The organism is Pseudomonas sp. HTZ2, from assembly GCF_033173945.1.
GTDB classification, from domain to species: domain Bacteria; phylum Pseudomonadota; class Gammaproteobacteria; order Pseudomonadales; family Pseudomonadaceae; genus Aquipseudomonas; species Aquipseudomonas guariconensis.
In genome coordinates this window covers 3,351,357-3,369,450 of sequence record NZ_CP137332.1, presented here as the reverse complement: position 1 = coordinate 3,369,450, position 18,094 = coordinate 3,351,357, and the positions used below count along the sequence as shown (strand labels likewise).

The following is an 18,094-nucleotide window of genomic DNA, read 5'->3' as shown; positions in this document are numbered from 1 at the left end:
TGAAAAGGCACCAGGACAGTTCAAGAGCCCGCATCCCTGCACCGATTCGGTGCCAGGCCTTTGCCCTATTTCGGTGAGCCGGGCGCGACCTGCGTGGTTTTTTCTTGGGTTTGTCGTGGATTGGGTTAAGGTTTATCGGTATCGCATGGCCCGCGCACGCATTCGGCGCGGCCACGCTCCGTGAGGTAGCAAGGGCCGTACCAGCGGCCATACTGAACCTTCCGCCAACCCCATCACTCGAAATAGCCACACACTTTTACAGGGAGAGCCTCCATGGCCAGCAAACCGGCAAAGACTGCTCAAGAGATACTGATGGCTGACTTCCAGGCGTTGGTGCGCGACACCGAAAAGCTGCTCGCCGACACCGCCAACCTGGCAGGCGACCAGGCCGACGAACTGCGTGAACAGCTTCATGACCGTCTGGCCCAGGCCCGCGAAACCCTGCAACTGACACAGGACTCGGTCCGCGAACGTGGCCAGGCAGCCTTGGGCAGCGCCGAGCAATACGTCCAGGAAAACCCTTGGCAGGCCATCGGCATTGCCGCCGGCGTTGGCCTGTTGATCGGCCTGCTGGCCAGTCGACGCTAAGGGGTGAGCATGGAAAACGACGCCCCCGGCACCAGCGCATCCGGCAAGCGCCTCGGCGCGGCGTTGCTCGGCCTGCTGCACAGCCACATCGAGCTGTTCGGCATCGAGTTGCAGGAACAAAAATCCCGCACCCTGAGCCTGCTGCTGTTCGCAGGCCTCGCCCTGGTCTTCGCCCTCCTGCTGTTGACGGCCCTGTCGGGCTTGGTGCTGGTGTTGCTGTGGGACAGCTATCGCCTGGCCGGCATCATCGGCTTGTGCGTGTTCTACGGCATCGCCGCCCTGTACTGTGGGCTGCGCCTGAAAGCGGCGGTATTCGATGAGTCGTCCCCCTTCAGTGCCACCCTCGAAGAACTCGCCAAGGACAGGGAGCGCCTATTGCCATGAGCCTGCCCGAACTGCCCAACACCCGTAATCCCCGTGAACTGCGCAAGGCGTTACTGCGCCTGCGCCTTGAAATGCATCGCCAACAGATCCACCACGAATCGGCGCAACTGCTCGAGCCGGTCCGCCGCCTGCGTGGCATAGGCGATTCATTGCAAGATGGGCTGGGGATCAAGCATGCGCCGCTCTGGGGCCTGGGCGCTGTGGTCGCCCTGGGATTTCTCACCGGCAAAGGCGTGCGCAGCGGCAACCTCGGCAGACTCGTGCGCCTGGGGACTAGCCTGGCACCGCTGGTGCGATTGTTCCTGCGCAACAGTCGACGCCCCTGATCGATCGCGCCCGCTGCTTGCACGGGCGCGCCCGACACGGGAAGCTATGGCGTCCACCTGACGGGAGATCGAGCCTTGGACTGGCACACCCTGCTGACCCGCGAACGCCTGGGCAAAGCCCTGTACAGCCCCGAGGAACTGGGGCGCAGCCCCTTCCACAAAGACCATGACCGCATCATCTTCTCCGGTGCCTTCCGCCGCCTGGGGCGCAAAACCCAGGTCCACCCCGTTTCGAGCAACGATCACATCCACACCCGCCTGACTCATTCACTGGAGGTCAGCTGCGTCGGTCGCTCGCTGGGCATGCGCGTTGGCGAAACCCTGCGCGAGCGCTTACCGGCCTGGTGCGAGCCCAGCGACCTTGGCATGATCGTGCAGTCGGCGTGCCTGGCCCATGACATCGGCAATCCGCCTTTTGGCCATTCCGGCGAAGATGCCATTCGCCACTGGTTCCAGCAGGCCGCCGGACGTGGCTGGCTGGACGACATGAGCGATGACGAGCGCGCAGATTTTCTCAACTTCGAAGGCAACGCCCAGGGGTTTCGTGTACTGACCCAACTCGAATACCACCAGTTCGATGGCGGCACCCGCCTGACCTACGCCACTTTGGGTACCTACCTCAAATATCCATGGAGCGCCCGCCACGCCGACGCCCTGGGCTATAAGAAACACAAATTCGGTAGCTATCAGAGCGAATTGCCGCTGCTCGAGCAGATCGCCCGCAAGCTCGGCCTGCCGCAGCTCGAACAGCAGCGTTGGGCGCGCCATCCGCTGGTATACCTGATGGAGGCGGCAGATGACATCTGCTACGCCCTGATCGACCTCGAAGACGGCCTGGAGATGGAGTTGCTGCAGTACGCCGAGGTCGAGGCCCTGCTGCTCGACCTGGTAGGTGACGATTTGCCCGAAACCTACCGTCAACTGGGGCCCACGGACTCACGGCGGCGTAAACTGGCGATTCTGCGTGGCAAGGCAATCGAGCATTTGACCAACGCGGCAGCCCAGGCCTTCGTTGAACAACAGACCGCCTTGCTTGCCGGGCACCTGCCTGGCGATCTGGTCGAACACATGCACGGTCCAGCCAAGCGTTGCGTGCTCCAGGCCAAGGACATGGCCCGCAAGAAAATCTTCCAGGACAAACGCAAGACCCTGCACGAGATCGGTGCCTACACTACCCTCGAGATTCTCCTCAATGCATTTTGTGGAGCGGCATTGGAGCAGCACGGCGGGCGTACACCTTCCTTCAAGAGCCGACGTGTACTGGATTTGATCGGTAATCACGCTCCAGACCCGCACGACTCGCTGCATACAGCCTTCCTGCGCATGATCGATTTCATCGCCGGCATGACCGACAGCTATGCCAGCGAGATGGCCAGTGAAATGACCGGACGCTCCAGCCCTCCCTGAGGGCTGGGTACCCAATAGTCTTGAGGGCTAGTAATTGAAGGAAATTTCTTATTAGCCCTCAACAGAATTAAATACTTATCAATATCTAAAAATAAAAAGTTACTAAACCAGGTGCCTTTGGTGACGTCAACACGCTCAATTCGTAGCGCGCGTAGCTTTTTACTGTAGGCATTTTCCCATATGCGAGTCGTGGCAGCTCCTCGCATGTCCGACGACTTCCAACTGAGCTAAGGTGCGCATTATTTCCGACACCCGCCGCATGGAAGTTGAATATGCACTCTGTATATATTGTCGATGATCATCCCGTTATCCGCATGGCGGTTCGCATGTTGCTGGAAAACCAGAATTACAAGGTCGTCGGTGAGTCGGACAATGGCGTCCATGCCATGCAGATGGTCCGAGAGACACGTCCCGACTTGGTGATCCTCGACATTGCCATTCCCAAGCTCGATGGCCTCGAAATCCTGTCCCGCTTCCAGAGCATGGCCTTGCCCTTGAAAGTGCTGGTACTGACAGCACAATGCCCCGCCCTTTTCGCGGTGCGTTGCATGCAATCGGGAGCCGCCGGATATGTCGGCAAACAAGAGGACCTGAGCGAACTGCTTAGTGCAATAAAAGCCGTGCTCTCCGGTTACAACTATTTCCCCAGCCAAGCGGTTAACACCAGCCAGATTATTCCAGACCACGAGATACGACTTTTCCGACACGTTAACGACAGAGAACTTATGGTTTTGCAACTTTTCGCCCAAGGAAAGAGCAATAAGGAAATTGCGAAGGGCATGTTTCTGAGTAACAAAACCGTCAGCACCTACAAAAAGCGCTTGATGCAAAAACTTCAGGTCCAGACGCTGGTCGACCTGATTGATGTCGCCAAACGCAACGCGCTGGTTTGAGGTGCGACATGGGGCGGTACCTAACCTGCCTGTTTATCGTTGCCCTTGCGCTGGCTTGCCATCCAGCGCACGCCCACCAAAACAGGCCCAAAGCACTTAACCTCCTGACGCGCTCGTCGCTAAAGCCGGTTCTGCCAATGCTGACACCGACCCAGCGCCAATGGCTCGCTGAAAAACAAGAGTTGGTGATCGGTACATCCTTCCCGGACTACCCACCTTTCGATATCACCACAGGCGGGCGCGACTACCAGGGGCTCACCGCTGAATACGCTGGCCTGATCGGCATTGCGTTGGGATTGAAGGTCCGCGTGCTGGGCTTCGACAGCCGCCAGTCAGCGATCGAAGCGCTCAAGCATGGCCGGATCGACTTGCTTGGCAGCGCCAATGGTTATGAAGCCGTCGCAGGCCTTGCGCTCTCTCGTCCTTATGCGATCGACCAGCCAGTGCTGGTGACGCGAGAACATGAGCGCCGCGTACTGGATGACGAACTCAAAGGGCTGCGCCTGAGCATGCTCTATCACTATCTCTCGCCCAAAGAAGTACTCAGTGCCTATCCGAAGGCCGAACTGCTGGCATTTCGCTCCTCCACATTGGCGCTGAATGCTGTCGCTTTCGGCCAGGCCGACGTGTTCATTGGCGATACCATTTCGACCCATTACCAACTCAATCGCGGCCATCTCCCGCCTTTGCGCATGGCGAGCTTCGGCAAGCACGAGGCCATTGGCTTTAGTTTCGCCCTGCGCCGCCAGGACACCATTCTCAAGGAGGTGATCGATGCGACCCTAGAGAGCCAGACACCCATCATGGCCGCCAGCATCTTCAAGCGTTGGGGGGCGGGAAGCGATTATCTGCTGACTGATCGCAAGCTTCAGCTCTCGGCCGGCGAAGAGCAATGGCTGCGGGAACATCCGGTGATGCGCGTGGCGATCAACGAGACCGCCGCTCCGGTTTCCTACTTCGACAGCAACGGCAACTTTCGCGGTATCGCCGCCGATCTGCTGGACCTGATCCGGCTGCGCACGGGTCTGCGCTTCGAGATCGAGCGGGCCAGCGGCATCCGGGACATGCTGGCCCGACTCAAGGACGGCCGGGCCGATGTCATCGCCGCCATTTCCAGCGACGAAAAGCACGATGGTGCCCTGCATATCAGCCGGCCGTACCTGGAAAGCACCTATGTACTGGTCACCCGCGCAGGCAGTGACCAGGCGGCGTCCCTGGAGCACCTGCAGAACCGGCAGGTCGCGATCACCCGCGACAGCATCATGGCCGGCTTGCTCTCGGCCCGTTACCCGAAGATCAGCAAGATCGAGACCGACAGCCCATTCTTTTCCATTGCGCTGCTAAGCAGTGGTGAAGTCGATGCGGCCATCACCACCCTGATCGACGCCAACCATGCCCTGGCCGGAAACCCGGACTTGGTCATTCGCAGTACGATCGGCAGCGAGCCGGCCACAGTCGCGATGGCCACCAACAGCCAGGCCCATGCACTGGCGTCGATCTTGGACAAAGCCTTGCAAAGCATCTCGCCGGAGGAGCTTGGCGTGATCAACAATCGCTGGGGAGGCTATCGGCTGCATGACGACGTGTATTGGCGGGAGTTTCGTCGCCTGGCGCTGAAGTTCTTGCTGGCAGTCGGCTTGCTGTTGCTTTTGGCACTGATCTGGAACGCGCACCTACGGTGGCAGATCAGGCAACGCAAATGCGCCGAGCGGGCACTCAACGACCAGCTTGAGTTCATGCGAGCCTTGCTCAACGGCACCCCTCATCCGATGTATGTGCGGGATCGTGAAGGGCGGCTGCAAAGCTGTAATGACAGCTACTTGCAGGCTGTCGATGCCCAAACCGACGAGGTCATGGGCAAGCGACTGGATGAAAGCCCGGGTGCTGATCGGGAATATACCCAACAGATGGAGGCCGACTACGAGCAAGTCATGGCCGCCGGCACCCCCTTGATCCTGGACCGTCCACTGCGCATGGGAGGACGGGAGCTGACCATCTACCACTGGATCCTGCCCTATCGCGACTCCCTAGGTGAAGTCCAGGGGATCATCGGTGGCTGGATCGACATCAGTGACCGTCGCGAGCTGGTCCAGGAGCTGCGCCTGGCCAAGCAACGTGCCGACGACGCCAACCGTGCTAAAAGCACCTTCCTGGCGACCATTAGCCACGAGATCCGCACGCCTATGAATGCAGTCATTGGCATGCTGGAGCTGGCAGTGCGCCGGGCGGATCGCGGGCAACTGGACCGGCCATCCCTGGAGGTCGCCTACCATTCGGCAAAAGACCTGCTCGGGCTCATCGGCGACATCCTGGACATCGTCAGGATCGAGTCCGGCCATTTATGCCTTTCCCCGGAGTCGGTCGATCCCAGCGTTCTGGTCGAGTCAGTGGCCAGGGTATTCGCTGGCCTGGCGCGACAGAAAGACCTGGCCCTGCAAGTGGTCATCGCGCCAAACGCCCGTTGCCACGCGCTGCTCGATCCACTGCGGTTCAAGCAGGTGCTGTCGAACCTGGTCAGCAATGCCATCAAGTTCACCGACCAAGGCCAGATCCAGATCAACTTGCTCGTGAACGAGGACACCGATCGCGATGGCCCGTGTCTGGAACTCAAAGTCCGCGACACCGGCATCGGGATCCACGAGGAGGCACTCAAGGAGCTGTTCAACCCGTTCGTCCAGGCCAATCCACACAGCGAGGGAGCAAGGGCTGGAACCGGTTTGGGATTGGCGATCAGTCATAGCCTGAGCGAGATGATGGGAGGGACGCTGAGCATCAAGAGCCTGCCTGGCGTCGGCACTCAGGTGACCCTGGTAATGCCCCTGCAACGCGTCGAAGCGCCACCGGTGACCACCCCACTGGTGCAGGACGTGGAGACACCGAACAGCGGGCTGAACGTACTGGTCATCGATGACCACCCGGCCAACCTGTTGTTGATGGAACAGCAGTTGAGTTTCCTGGGGCTGAGCCTGTCCGTCGCCAGCGATGGCCGTGAAGGGCTGGAAAAATGGCGCGCGGGCGGTTTCGATGTGGTGATCCTCGACTGCAACATGCCGCAAATGAACGGCTACCAAGTCGCTGAAGCCATCCGCGCGATAGAGCGCCAACGCGACTGGCCACGCTGCCTGATCCTTGGCTACACCGCCAACGCCCAGCCGGAAGTCCGTCAGCGTTGCCTGGACGTTGGCATGGACGACTGTCTGCTCAAGCCGATAGGCCTGCACACGCTGAATCAGCGCCTGGCAGGCATCGAACCGAGTTGGCATGCGTCGCCAAGGCGCAGGGCAAGCAAACGTCTCGCCCTTGAGGGCCTGTCCGCCATCGTTGGTGACGACCCGGACAGCCGTACTCGACTCCTCAACGCCTTACTGGAAAGTTTGATACAAGACCTGGCCACGCTGATGGCCATCGACCCGAAAGATGCACGGGCCATTGCCGCTCAGGCACACAAGATCCTCAGCACGGCCAGGATGCTGGAAGCCAGGGATCTGATGGAGGCGTGTGAAGCACTGGAGCAGGAAACCTTGCCATTGGCACAGCTGAAACTGCGACGGCAGGTATTGGCACGGCATATGCGCCGAACGGAGAAAGCGCTGGCCAGGCATTTGCAACACCCGGCCAGGGCTGGATGAGCAGCGCGTAAATACGCTGCTCGGGGCGGATCAGGAAGCCTGGGTGTTGATTGGCTTGTCCGGATACCAAGCGTCCAGCAGCGGGCTGAGTTCGATTTTGGTCAGTTCGCTGCGGCCCTTGAGCCACGCTTCGACAATGGCGCGCTGCTCTTCGCTGACCGAGCCACGCTTGGCCAGGCAAACCAGGCCGAAGTCATCACCACCGACGTAATCCAGGCCGTTGGCATCCATGGCTTCAGCGAGGAAGGCATCGAGGAAGGCATCGATGGCTTCGTCGGACAGGTCTTCCTTGAATTCCAGGTTCAGTTCGAAACCCAGCTCCTGGAATTCGTCCACGCACAGTTTCTTGCGCAGACGACGGGAACGGTTGGTGGCCATGAAACTATCCTCTTGAGTATTAACGCGCGGCACTTTACCAGTTTCCGGGCGGCTGCGGCGCTTTTCCGTCGAACATGGCCCATGGAGGATGCGCTTGGGGCATAATGCGCACTATATTTCGTCCTGGGGCCATCATCTTGTACAGCCCCAATGTCACTTTCCCTCGTCCGCAGGGTTCAAATTGCACATGATCAAAACGCTCCGTCCCCTGATTCTCGCCAGCCTGTTCCTGCCCTTCGCCATGCCTGGCCAGGCCGCGCCCGTCAACACTACCCTCCCGCCGAAAGTGCAACAGGCGCTCAAAGCCAACAAACTGCAGGACTCAGCCCTGTCCCTGGTGATGCTGCCGCTCAACGGTCCCGGCACGCCCACCGTGTTCAACGCCGATGTCTCGGTCAACCCGGCCTCGACCATGAAGCTGGTGACCACCTATGCGGCGCTGGAACTGCTGGGCCCCACCTTCCAGTGGAAAACCGAGTTCTACACCGATGGCACCCTGAGCAACGGCGTACTCAACGGCAACCTGTACCTCAAAGGCGGTGGCGATCCGAAACTGAACATGGAAAAGCTCTGGCTGCTGATGCGTGACCTGCGCGCCAACGGCGTGCGCACGGTGACGGGCGACCTGGTGCTGGATCGCAGCCATTTCGTTCAGCCCAACCTGCCGCAGTTCAATGACGACGGCGGTGATGTGAACAAGCCGTTCCTGGTCCGCCCCGACTCGCTGCTGGTCAACCTGAAGGCCCTGCGCTTCGTGGCCCGCAACGATGGCGGAAAAGTCACTGTGGCCATGGAGCCGCCGCTTGCGAACGTGCGCATCGACAACCAGGTCAAGGCCGTCGCCTCCAGAAAATGTGCAGGTGATGTACGTTACAACCCGGTCACCCAGGCCGACGGCGTCAGCGTAGTCGTCAGTGGCCAGCTTGGCGAAGGCTGCAACTCACAGACCTATCTGTCGCTGCTCGATCATCCGACCTATGCCGCCGGTGCGGTGCGAGCGATCTGGAACGAACTGGGCGGTAGCATTCAGGGCCGCGATCGCATCGAGAACGTGCCCAAAGGTGCACGCCTGCTGGCACGGGCATTCTCGCCGGACTTGGTCGAGGTGATCCGCGACATCAACAAGTACAGCAACAACACCATGGCCCAGCAGCTGTTCCTGAGCCTGGGTGCGCAGTTCCGCACGGATGCCGACGGCGACGACGCCCGCGCAGCCCAGCGTGTGGTACGTCAGTGGCTGGCGAAAAAAGGCATCACCGCGCCGCACCTGATCATGGAAAACGGCTCCGGCCTGTCCCGTGCAGAGCGGGTCAGCACTCGCGAGATGGCGGCGCTGCTGCAGGCAGCTTGGAAGAGCCCCTACTCCGCCGAATTCATCAGTTCCATGCCGCTGGTAGGCATGGATGGCACCATGCGCAAGCGGCTCAAGCGCACGGCCATGACCGGTGAAGGGCACATCAAGACCGGCACCCTGAACACCGTTCGGGCGATTGCCGGGTTCAGCCGGGATAGCAATGGAAACACCTGGGCGGTGGCGGCGATTCTGAATGATCCCAAGCCCTGGGGGGCATCGCAGGTGTTGGATCAGGTGTTGCTGGATCTTTACCGGCAGCCGAAGGTGGGAAATACTGCGGCGGCTGGCGTGCCTTGATCGGCTTGGGCTTTCAGATAGTGTGATATCCATTCTGGGTGGGGCGCCACCGGCGCTTTTCGCCTTTACGGCGACCTACTTTGCTCGCAAGCAAAGTAGGCAAAACCGCTGGCTCCCACCTCCGGCCTCCTGAGGTCACGATCGGCGGCGACTGAACTACAGCGCACCAAAGGCAAACAAGCTAATTAATGTGTTGTTTGTTCCGGCCAATTCGCGGGTAAATCAGAGCGCCGAACCGCCGCGCCTACAGGCAATCCCACCCTCAGCGCAACTCCGCCTCAACCCGATCCCGCCCCGCCTGCTTGGCCGCATACACCCCGGCGTCAGCCCGCAACAGCAACGCATCAGCTCCCTCCCCCGGTCGCCAACCCGCCACTCCAAAGCTCGCCGTCACCCGGCCCACTCCATCGACCGGAACACTGCGAACCCCCTGCCACAGCTCCAATGCCAATGATCGTGCCTGCTCGGCATTGCTACCCGGGCAAAGCACCATGAACTCCTCGCCCCCCAAACGGCAAAACACATCGGTACGCCGCAGGCGACTGCCGATCCGCTGGCAAAGGCTGCGCAACACATGATCGCCCACCGCATGGCCGTACTGGTCATTGATCCGCTTGAAATGATCGATATCCAGCATGATCACCGCCAGCTCCAATCCGTCACGCTGTGCACGCTCCAGCTCGTTCTGCAATCGTTCCTGGAAATGTCGCCGGTTATGGATGCCGGTCAAGGCATCGGTGACCGAAAGCGCCCGAAGCTCTTCCTCCACCCGCTTGAGGTCGGAGATGTCCGTCTGGTAGCCATGCCACAAGGTGCATCCTCCTTCACCGATTTCGGGGGTAGCTTCCCCGCGCACCCAGCGCAGGCCCGCCTGAGGCAGTATCACGCGGTACTCCTCACGCCAGGGTGTCAGGTGCAAGGCCGAATAACGGACCGAGCGACGGACGCGCTCCAGGTCATCGGGGTGGATGCGTTCGAACACCGCCGATGCATCCTCACGCAGCGTCTTCAGATCGACTTCATAGATATCGTGCAGGCCTTGGCTGGCATAGGGGAAACAAGAGTGTCCGTCGGCATCCAGGCGGTACTGGTAGATCCCACCGGGCACTTCGGCGCTGAGCTTCTCCAACAACCGATCACGGGCCGCCAGCGCTTCATGGACGCGCCGCCGTTCGGTGACGTCGATGCAGATGGCCAGGTAGCCAACCCACAACCCCTGCTCGTCCAGTACCGCAGTGACCAGCATGTTGGCCAGCAGGCGGCTGCCATCCTTGCGCACCAAGGTCCACTCCCCTGCCTCGGTCCCTTTTTCCTGCACGGTCTCGGCAAACATCGCCTGGCCACCGCCGATCTCGCGTCCATAGCGCACGCTCAGGGCGTGGGCGCGCTGGCTGAGTTCCTCAGGGGGGACCAGATCCTCCAGCCGCAACTGACCAATGGCTTCGCTTGCCGAATAGCCCAGCATGCGCTCGGCACCGGCATTGAAGGTACTGACCAGGCCCTTGAGGCTGGTGGCGATGATGGCGACCTGTGTCGCGGCGTCCAATACGCTGCGCAGCTGATTGTGGGTATCGCGCAAGGACTGCTCGCTGACCCGCAATTCGCCAGTGCGCTGATCGACCAGTGCCAGGGCACGCTGACGCTGGCTGAACAGGCTGTAGAGCAAGGCACTGAGCAAGACGCTGAGCAAACCACCCAGCAAACTGACCACCACCACCGCGGAGGAGCGGTTGGCTTGGAGAAAAGCCCGGCTGGGACGAATATCGAGCTGATAATGGTGATCGGCCAGATGCAAAAGGTGGGTGCTGGCCAATGGCACCTGGGCGACGGTGTTGCGTGAGTCGAACAGCACCTCCGGCCCTTTGGCTCCGGAGGTATCGATAATGCGCACCACCAGGTTGTCATCCGCGGCAGGCGGCAGCCCTTCGGCGACCAAGCGCTGCATGCTCAGCAACGCCATGACATAGCCAGAAGGCAACCCACCGGGATCACCATCAGCGAACACCGGCGCCACGACCAGCACCCCACGGGCATAGGTAGGCTCGACATTGATCATGTCCAGCGGCGCAGAGACCGCCATGCTGCCGGGTGACTTAGCCCGAACAAGGGTGGCCTCGCGAAGGGGCTGTCCACGCAAGTCCAGGCCGTAAGGCTGCCCTTGCAGGGACGCCGCCTGGGTATAGAGCACCGGATAGTAATAGTCACGCGTGGGCGCAGGATGCCAGATACCCTGTGCGTCCTGATCACGAATCTGATACGCCTGCCCAAGCCAGGCACTGGCACGTCGCTCGAAATCGGCGCGTTGTCCAGCATCGACCCGGGGCGCCCAGGAATACGCCTGGGTCCGGTACAACAGTGGCCGCGCGTAACCGTCAAACTCCTGCGGGGTGATTTCGTTGGAATAACTGAAAAACCGTCGCAGGCCATCCAAGCGCTGCTCCTGGTCGTCGAAACGTTCGGCGATGCGACTGTACCGCTCGTTAGCCAACAGCTCGAAGCGCTGACGCAGTTGCTGCGTGTAGAAGCTCTGCGTGGCAATGGCCAAGGCCGCCGTCAACAGACCGCCAGCGACCAGGACCACCAACGCCACCCCCCAGGCGGGCAGCGCTTCGCGGAACATGCCGAGTACCTTCGCACGAACGCCACACTTCGACATAAAGCAATCTCATCACGTCAGCGTCCTGCGAATTGTCGGGCCCTTCGCGTCAGTTATAGCTATTGGCCACTAGCCACGCAACCTCATACACGCCGCTTATCGCGCCTGAATGCGCCACGCCCGGTGGATTCGATTGTTGCGCGCGAAATCAGGATCCAGGGTCTGATGACTGATCTCCTCGACGGCATATCGCTCGACCAGACTCGGATCGAGCTGGAATTTGCGGAAGTTGTTGGAGAAGTACAGCACCCCGCCTGGCGCCAGGCGTGCCATGGCCAAGTCCAGCAACTGCACATGATCGCGCTGCACATCGAACACCCCTTCCATGCGCTTGGAATTGGAGAAGGTCGGCGGGTCGATGAAGATCAGGTCGTAGCTGTCCCGGTTGCCTTCCAGCCAGGCCATCACGTCGCCCTGCTCCAGGCGATGGCGGTCCGAAAAACCGTTGAGCGCCAGGTTGCGACGCGCCCAGTCCAGATAGGTCTTGGACAAATCGACACTGGTGGTGCTGCGGGCCCCGCCCTTGGCGGCGTGCACCGTGGCCGTCGCGGTATAGCAGAACAGATTGAGGAAGCGCTTGCCCGACGCCTCGCGCTGGATGCGCAGACGAATCGGACGATGGTCGAGGAACAAGCCGGTGTCCAGATAGTCCGTGAGGTTCACCAGCAGCTTTACACCCCCTTCGTTCACCTCCTGGAAGCGGCCTTCGGCACCTTGGCGCTCGTACTGACGCGTCCCACTCTGGCGCTCCCGGCGCTTGAGCACCACACGCTGTGGGTCGATACCCAGGGCCTGCGGGATGGCGGCCAAGGCATCGAGCAGACGCGCTTGAGCCTTGTCCGGATCGACAGAGCGTGGCGCGGCATACTCCTGCACGTGCACCCAGTCTTGGTAAAGGTCCACCGCCAGGGCATATTCGGGCATGTCGGCGTCATACAAGCGGTAGCAATCGACCTGCTCGCGACGGGCCCACTTGCCCAACTGCTTGAGGTTCTTCTGCAGGCGATTGGCGAACATTTGCGCGCCTTCGGACAGGCGCGCCGGTTCACTGGCCACGGCTGCCGGACGCTGCGCAGCGCCTGCATCCGGCTCGGCCGGGCGACGCTCGCCGGTAACGAACTGGTCGGGCTGAACCTTGAATAGCAGCAGCTTGCACGGCAAGGCGCCGTTCCAGAAGGCGTACTGCTTGTGGCTGCGAATACCCATGCGCTTGCCCAGCTCGGGGGCGCCAGTGAACACTGCCGCCTCCCAGCCCAGGCAGGCTTGACGCAAACGCTCTCCAAGGTTTTGGTAGAGGTACAGCAGGCTGGCTTCGTCACCCAGACGCTCACCGTAGGGTGGGTTGCTGATGACCAGGCCTTTCTGGTTCTGGTCCGGACGCGGTTCGAAACTGCCGACTTCGCCCTGATAGATCTTCACCCAGTCGCCCAGACCTGCGCGCTCGACGTTGTTACGCCCCGGCTGAATCAGCCGCGGATCGGCCTCATAGCCGCGGATCCACAGCGCAGGCTTGGCCAGACCCGCCTGGGCGCGGGCCTGGGCTTGCTCGTGAACTTTGCGCCACAACGCCGGCACATGGCCAAGCCAGGCCGTGAAGCCCCACCGCTCACGCTTGAGGTTGGGCGCGATATCCGCGGCGATCATCGCGGCTTCTACCAGGAACGTGCCCACACCGCACATCGGGTCGGCCAACGCGCCGCCTTCGGCGGCGATGCGTGGCCAGCCGGCTCGGATCAGCACCGCCGCCGCCAGGTTCTCCTTCAAGGGCGCAGCACCTTGCTGCAGACGGTAACCGCGTTGATGCAGGCTGTGTCCGGACAAGTCCAGGGAGAGGATCGCCTCGCCACGATCCAGGCGCAGATGCACACGCACGTCAGGATCAATCTTGTCCACGGACGGGCGCTGTCCTTCGCGGTTGCGTAGCTTGTCGACGATCGCGTCCTTGACCTTAAGGGCACCGAAATGGGTGTTGTCGATTCCGGAGCCATGACCACTGAATTCCACGGCCAAGGTGCCGTCAGCAGCCAAGTGATCTTGCCACTCGACCCCATGCACGCCGTCGTAGAGCTCATCGGCGTTTTTCATGCCGAAGCGCTTGAGCACCAACAACACGCGGTTGGCCAGACGCGACCACAGGCACAGGCGGTAAGCGGTTTCCATGTCGGCCGAGCCACGGATGGCAGAGGTGTGCTCCCGCACATCGTCCAGGCCCAGGCTACGGGCCTCCTCGGCGAGCAGGCCTTCAAGACCTTTGGGGCAAGTGAGATAAAGTTCGAAACGGTCCGACATGAGCAATCCAGAGCCTTGGGCTGATTGAGTGACGGGCCGACGCATCGTCCCGCCGATGTTTGCCCGCACGCCCTTCCAGCAGGCGTCCGGGTGGCCTCGCCCGCAGTCCGGGAAAGCCGGGCCACCTGAACGACAAGCCCCTTCGCACCCTGCGAAAGTGGATTAGATCGTCAGGCAGTATGAAAATTTCCAGCAACGCGGCCACGCATGTGACCCTTCGTCGCATTTCAAATTATTACTGCACACCCGACCACGACGCTGGCCAGATGACTACAAAGGGCATTAAACCCTGATCATAGCGGGCTTAAGGACAAATCACGTTGAGTCGCAATTATTTACTTATCCTTTGACCCTATGAAACGTTACGTCCTTATGACAAATCGATCATTCACACTGTGACCCGCTTTGGTTAGAACTGGTCTCAGGTTGTCTCGCAACGAGGCAACACTTTCTGCTCGCCACGCCGGCAGCGAGCGCACACCGGCAGAACGATTCTGCCCGGCCTCGGAGAGGCCGACGGGACATTACAGTCAACAAGTGAGGGCAACACCCTATGAGAAGACTTAAGCGTGATCCGTTGGAAAGAGCATATTCACGTGGCTACCAATACGGGGTTACCGGCAAATCCCGCGAACTTTGCCCCTTCAATCTGCCATCCGTTCGTCAAGCCTGGATCAATGGCTGGCGGGAGGGCCGGGGCGATAACTGGGATGGTATGACCGGCACCGCAGGCATCCAGAGACTCAACGAAAATCACGCCGTTGGCTGAGACGAGGACACTGAATTCGAGTCACCATGCGCGCCCTATCCGGGCGGCGGGCTGAGGCCCAGGGGCCCCTTCAAGGGGCCCTTTTTTATGCCTGCCTTTTTACGGCCGAGGCATGGCAGCAATCGCGTCCACTGCCTCACGAATCAGCGCCGGCCCTTTATAAATGAAGCCCGAGTAAATCTGCACCAGGCTCGCGCCGGCAGCGATCTTCTCGGCGGCATGACGCCCCTCGGTGATACCGCCTGCGGCGATGATCGGCAACTTACCGGCCAGCTCGCCTGCCAGAACTTTCACGGTGTGGGTGCTTTTTTCGAGCACTGGCGCGCCGGACAGCCCGCCCGCCTCTTCACCGTACGGCAGGCCCTGGACACCTTCGCGGCTCAGGGTGGTATTGGTCGCGATCACTGCGTCCATGCCTGTCTCGAGCAACGCAGAGGCCACCATGGCGGTTTCTTCATCAGTCATGTCCGGGGCGATCTTGATCGCCAGCGGCACACGCTTGCCATGCTCACTGGCCAGTTGTTCGCGGCGCACGGCCAGCGCCTGGAGCAGTTGCTTGAGCGAGTCGCCGAACTGCAGGGTACGCAGACCTGGGGTATTGGGCGAACTGACGTTGACGGTGATATAGCTGGCGGCTGTGTAGACCTTTTCCAGGCAGATCAGATAGTCATCCACCGCGCGCTCGACCGGGGTATCGAAGTTCTTGCCAATATTGATGCCCAGCACGCCGTCGAAGCGCGACGCACGTACCCGCGTCAGCAAATGATCGACACCCAGGTTGTTGAAGCCCATGCGATTGATGATCGCAGTGGCCTCTGGCAGCCGGAACAGTCTCGGCTTGGGGTTGCCAGGCTGCGGGCGTGGCGTCACGGTACCGATTTCGACAAAGCCGAAACCGAGCTGGGCGAAGCCGTCGATGGCGGCGCCGTTCTTGTCCAGACCTGCGGCAAGGCCCACCGGATTGGCAAAGTTCAAGCCCATGACTGTCACCGGCAGCGCCGCCGGCTGCTTGCACAGCAGGCCATTGAGACCGAGGCGGCCACCGGCGCCGATCAGGTCTAGGGAGAGGTCGTGGGAGGTTTCCGGGGAAAGCTTGAACAACAGCTGGCGGGCCAGGGTATACATGGGCGGGCAAGACTCGCGGTGAGTGAGGGGGCGATTATAGCCACCGCGCGGCTCGGACGACAGGGCTCTAGGCTCATGGGTTGCTTGTCAGTTCCACATCGCGTGCCCTAAGCGGACGAGAATCCCTGGAAAACAGGCGTGCAGCAATTCTCCTGGGACCCTCACCGGGCGTCCCCCGAAAAAAGAAAAACCCGGCCGAGGCCGGGTTTTTCATGAAGCATCAAACCAAATTACTTGGCCTGGGCTTCGACCTGAGCTTCAACGCGACGGTTGATGGCGCGACCTTCTTCGGTGGCGTTATCAGCAACCGGACGGGTCTCACCGTAGCCAACCGAGTCGATACGGCTGGATTCAACACCGTACTGCTGGGTCAGGACCTGCTTGACAGCATTGGCGCGACGCTCGGACAGCTTCTGGTTGTAAGCGTCTGGACCAACGGAGTCGGTGTGACCTTCAACGGTGGTGGTGGTCTGTGGGTACTGCTTCATGAAGTCAGCCAGGTTCTTGATGTCACCGTAGCTGTTTGGCTTGACGACCGACTTGTCGAAGTCGAACTTGACGTCCAGCTCAACACGTACGACTTCGGCAACAGCCGGGCAGCCGTCGGCGTCAACGGTAACGTTGGCCGGGGTGTCAGGGCACTTGTCGACGTTGTCGCAAACGCCGTCGTTGTCGCTGTCGGAGCAGACTTCAGCAACAGGAGCCGGAGCAGCTTCAGCTTGCTTCGGGCTACCGCCGAAGTTCATGCCGATACCGACGCTAGGAGCCCACTCGGTGTCGCCCTGGTCGATGTTGTACTGAGCTTCAACGCCAGCACGGGCGTAGAACATGTCAGTGATGTACCACTTGGCGCCAGCGCCAACGTTGGCGAAGGTGGAGTGGTTACGACCACCACGGCCGGTCTGGCCCAGGCTCTGGTGCGAGAAACCAGCCGAAACGTACGGACGGATGGCGTCGTACGGGTTGTTGAAGTGGTAAACGGCGTCCAGGGCAGTGTTGGAGCCCTTGATGTTCTTACCGTCTTCGCCACGAGCGTTGTGAACTTCGTCATAGCCCAGACGCAGTTCGACGTCGTCGGTCAGGAAGTAACCGATCGAGCCACCGAACAGGTTGCCGTCGTTCTTGAAGTCGCGCTGGCTGTCGAAGAACTCTTTCTTGTAGAAGAGTTCGGTCTCGACGGCGCCTTGACCTTGTGCCAGAGCGCCAAACGAAGTGGCGGCTACAAGCGAACCAATGGCCAAGCCCAAGGTGTTTTTCAATTTCATCCGTTAAATCCCCATCTGGTGATAGTTAAGCAGTCCCACCAACATCCGGGGGACAACTCGACGGCAAGTCTAGCAGAACTTGCCGGTTGGTTAGAGATATTTACGCGGTGCTAAGTTTCAGCCAGCCCCGTAAATTTCTCTCTAAGCTTGTCGAGCGCACGCTTGTAGCGCATTTTCGTGGCGCTCAGGCCCATGTGCATGATGTCGGCGATTTCCTGAAATTCCAGCTCTGCGACAAATCGAAGCACTAGGATTTCACGGTCGATCGGGTTCACATGCACCAGCCATCTGTCCAGTCCGCCCTTCTCTTCGGCCTTGGGTGCCTTCTCTTCGGACGCCTCTTCAACAGGGTCCAGACTCAAGGCATCCATCAACCGTCGCTTGCGACGCTCCTTGCGGTACTGGGTAATGCATTCGTTGTAGGTGATGCTGTAGAGCCAGGTCTTGAACTTGGACTTACCCTCGAAGTTCTTCAGACCGTAGAGCACCTTGAGCATCACTTCCTGGCAGACATCGTCGGCATCCCGGTCGTTCCCCAGATAACGCGCGCAGACGTTGAAAAGGGTCCGCTGATAGCGCCGCATGAGTTCTTCATAGGCGCGCGTTACGTGATACAGCTCCTCATGCGAACGCGCCACCAACTCCTCATCGGTGAGCTCACGGGGGTCATAGCGCATGGGCGGCGAGTGAACTTTATTCAAAACGGATCTGGCCGACAGTCAGGTCAATGTCGC

General features: G+C 60.6%; 14 protein-coding genes. 8 read left to right on the top strand and 6 right to left on the bottom strand.

Annotation, left to right across the window (positions count from 1 at the left end; genetic code table 11):
* The first annotated feature begins 273 nt into the window (after window positions 1-273).
* The 6 genes from R6G97_RS15620 (at window position 274) to R6G97_RS15595 (ending at window position 7,227) form a co-directional block, all read left to right on the top strand.
* Window positions 274-588 carry a DUF883 family protein gene (locus R6G97_RS15620; RefSeq protein ID WP_043206722.1) on the top strand — a complete coding sequence of 105 codons (315 nt, stop codon included), beginning with the start codon at window positions 274-276 and terminating at the stop codon, window positions 586-588.
* A 9-nt stretch (window positions 589-597) separates the two neighbouring features.
* Complete coding sequence (locus tag R6G97_RS15615; RefSeq protein ID WP_043206723.1) at window positions 598-972, top strand: phage holin family protein; 375 nt, start codon at window positions 598-600, stop codon at window positions 970-972.
* Window positions 969-1,298, top strand: a complete 330-nt coding sequence (locus tag R6G97_RS15610) for a hypothetical protein (protein WP_317847201.1) — start codon at window positions 969-971, stop codon at window positions 1,296-1,298. Before R6G97_RS15615 ends, R6G97_RS15610 begins: the two co-directional genes overlap by 4 nt.
* A gap of 75 nt (window positions 1,299-1,373) precedes the next feature.
* The gene (locus R6G97_RS15605) at window positions 1,374-2,705 is read left to right on the top strand and encodes a deoxyguanosinetriphosphate triphosphohydrolase (RefSeq protein ID WP_090343858.1); all 1,332 of its coding nucleotides are present in this window, start codon (window positions 1,374-1,376) and stop codon (window positions 2,703-2,705) included.
* A gap of 272 nt (window positions 2,706-2,977) precedes the next feature.
* A complete protein-coding gene (locus tag R6G97_RS15600) occupies window positions 2,978-3,598 on the top strand; it encodes a response regulator transcription factor (RefSeq protein ID WP_043206726.1) in 621 nt (206 codons plus the stop codon).
* Window positions 3,599-3,606: 8 nt separating this feature from the next.
* Complete coding sequence (locus R6G97_RS15595) at window positions 3,607-7,227, top strand: transporter substrate-binding domain-containing protein (RefSeq protein WP_197853093.1); 3,621 nt, start codon at window positions 3,607-3,609, stop codon at window positions 7,225-7,227.
* A gap of 30 nt (window positions 7,228-7,257) precedes the next feature.
* Here the strand turns inward: R6G97_RS15595 and R6G97_RS15590 are convergent, their stop codons facing one another.
* A complete protein-coding gene (locus R6G97_RS15590; protein ID WP_043206729.1) occupies window positions 7,258-7,605 on the bottom strand; it encodes a YggL family protein in 348 nt (115 codons plus the stop codon).
* A 187-nt stretch (window positions 7,606-7,792) separates the two neighbouring features.
* On the opposite strand from R6G97_RS15590, the gene dacB reads away from it, so the two are divergent.
* Window positions 7,793-9,256: a D-alanyl-D-alanine carboxypeptidase/D-alanyl-D-alanine endopeptidase gene (gene dacB / locus R6G97_RS15585; protein ID WP_317847200.1), complete on the top strand. Its 1,464-nt coding sequence runs from the start codon at window positions 7,793-7,795 to the stop codon at window positions 9,254-9,256.
* Window positions 9,257-9,518: 262 nt separating this feature from the next.
* Here dacB and R6G97_RS15580 read toward each other — a convergent pair whose 3' ends face one another.
* Both R6G97_RS15580 and rlmKL read right to left on the bottom strand, forming a co-directional pair.
* A complete protein-coding gene (locus R6G97_RS15580) occupies window positions 9,519-11,912 on the bottom strand; it encodes a sensor domain-containing diguanylate cyclase (RefSeq protein WP_317847199.1) in 2,394 nt (797 codons plus the stop codon).
* A 96-nt stretch (window positions 11,913-12,008) separates the two neighbouring features.
* Window positions 12,009-14,201 carry a bifunctional 23S rRNA (guanine(2069)-N(7))-methyltransferase RlmK/23S rRNA (guanine(2445)-N(2))-methyltransferase RlmL gene (gene rlmKL, locus R6G97_RS15575; protein WP_090343852.1) on the bottom strand — a complete coding sequence of 731 codons (2,193 nt, stop codon included), beginning with the start codon at window positions 14,199-14,201 and terminating at the stop codon, window positions 12,009-12,011.
* A 553-nt stretch (window positions 14,202-14,754) separates the two neighbouring features.
* Here rlmKL and rmf point away from each other — a divergent pair.
* Window positions 14,755-14,970, top strand: a complete 216-nt coding sequence (gene rmf, locus R6G97_RS15570) for a ribosome modulation factor (protein ID WP_080642046.1) — start codon at window positions 14,755-14,757, stop codon at window positions 14,968-14,970.
* Window positions 14,971-15,069: 99 nt separating this feature from the next.
* Here the strand turns inward: rmf and R6G97_RS15565 are convergent, their stop codons facing one another.
* From R6G97_RS15565 to sigX, 3 genes are all read right to left on the bottom strand, one after another.
* Complete coding sequence (locus tag R6G97_RS15565; RefSeq protein ID WP_043206735.1) at window positions 15,070-16,095, bottom strand: quinone-dependent dihydroorotate dehydrogenase; 1,026 nt, start codon at window positions 16,093-16,095, stop codon at window positions 15,070-15,072.
* Between the two features lie 230 nt (window positions 16,096-16,325).
* Entirely contained in the window at window positions 16,326-17,360 is a 1,035-nt protein-coding gene (locus R6G97_RS15560; protein WP_043206737.1) for an OmpA family protein, read from the bottom strand.
* A gap of 110 nt (window positions 17,361-17,470) precedes the next feature.
* Window positions 17,471-18,037 (bottom strand): RNA polymerase sigma factor SigX, encoded by a 567-nt coding sequence (gene sigX / locus R6G97_RS15555; protein WP_043206738.1) that lies wholly within the window; start codon window positions 18,035-18,037, stop codon window positions 17,471-17,473.
* Between the last annotated feature and the right edge of the window lie 57 nt (window positions 18,038-18,094).

Excerpts from the sequence above, each read along its gene's own strand:
- rlmKL (WP_090343852.1), bottom strand. The coding sequence starts at position 14,201 with ATGTCGGACCGTTTCGAACTTTATCTCACTTGCCCCAAAGGTCTTGAA.
- rmf (WP_080642046.1), top strand. The coding sequence starts at position 14,755 with ATGAGAAGACTTAAGCGTGATCCGTTGGAAAGAGCATATTCACGTGGC.
- dacB (WP_317847200.1), top strand. The coding sequence starts at position 7,793 with ATGATCAAAACGCTCCGTCCCCTGATTCTCGCCAGCCTGTTCCTGCCC.
- R6G97_RS15610 (WP_317847201.1), top strand. The coding sequence starts at position 969 with ATGAGCCTGCCCGAACTGCCCAACACCCGTAATCCCCGTGAACTGCGC.
- R6G97_RS15620 (WP_043206722.1), top strand. The coding sequence starts at position 274 with ATGGCCAGCAAACCGGCAAAGACTGCTCAAGAGATACTGATGGCTGAC.
- R6G97_RS15560 (WP_043206737.1), bottom strand. The coding sequence starts at position 17,360 with ATGAAATTGAAAAACACCTTGGGCTTGGCCATTGGTTCGCTTGTAGCC.
- R6G97_RS15615 (WP_043206723.1), top strand. The coding sequence starts at position 598 with ATGGAAAACGACGCCCCCGGCACCAGCGCATCCGGCAAGCGCCTCGGC.
- R6G97_RS15595 (WP_197853093.1), top strand. The coding sequence starts at position 3,607 with ATGGGGCGGTACCTAACCTGCCTGTTTATCGTTGCCCTTGCGCTGGCT.
- R6G97_RS15580 (WP_317847199.1), bottom strand. The coding sequence starts at position 11,912 with ATGTCGAAGTGTGGCGTTCGTGCGAAGGTACTCGGCATGTTCCGCGAA.
- R6G97_RS15590 (WP_043206729.1), bottom strand. The coding sequence starts at position 7,605 with ATGGCCACCAACCGTTCCCGTCGTCTGCGCAAGAAACTGTGCGTGGAC.
- R6G97_RS15600 (WP_043206726.1), top strand. The coding sequence starts at position 2,978 with ATGCACTCTGTATATATTGTCGATGATCATCCCGTTATCCGCATGGCG.
- R6G97_RS15565 (WP_043206735.1), bottom strand. The coding sequence starts at position 16,095 with ATGTATACCCTGGCCCGCCAGCTGTTGTTCAAGCTTTCCCCGGAAACC.
- sigX (WP_043206738.1), bottom strand. The coding sequence starts at position 18,037 with ATGCGCTATGACCCCCGTGAGCTCACCGATGAGGAGTTGGTGGCGCGT.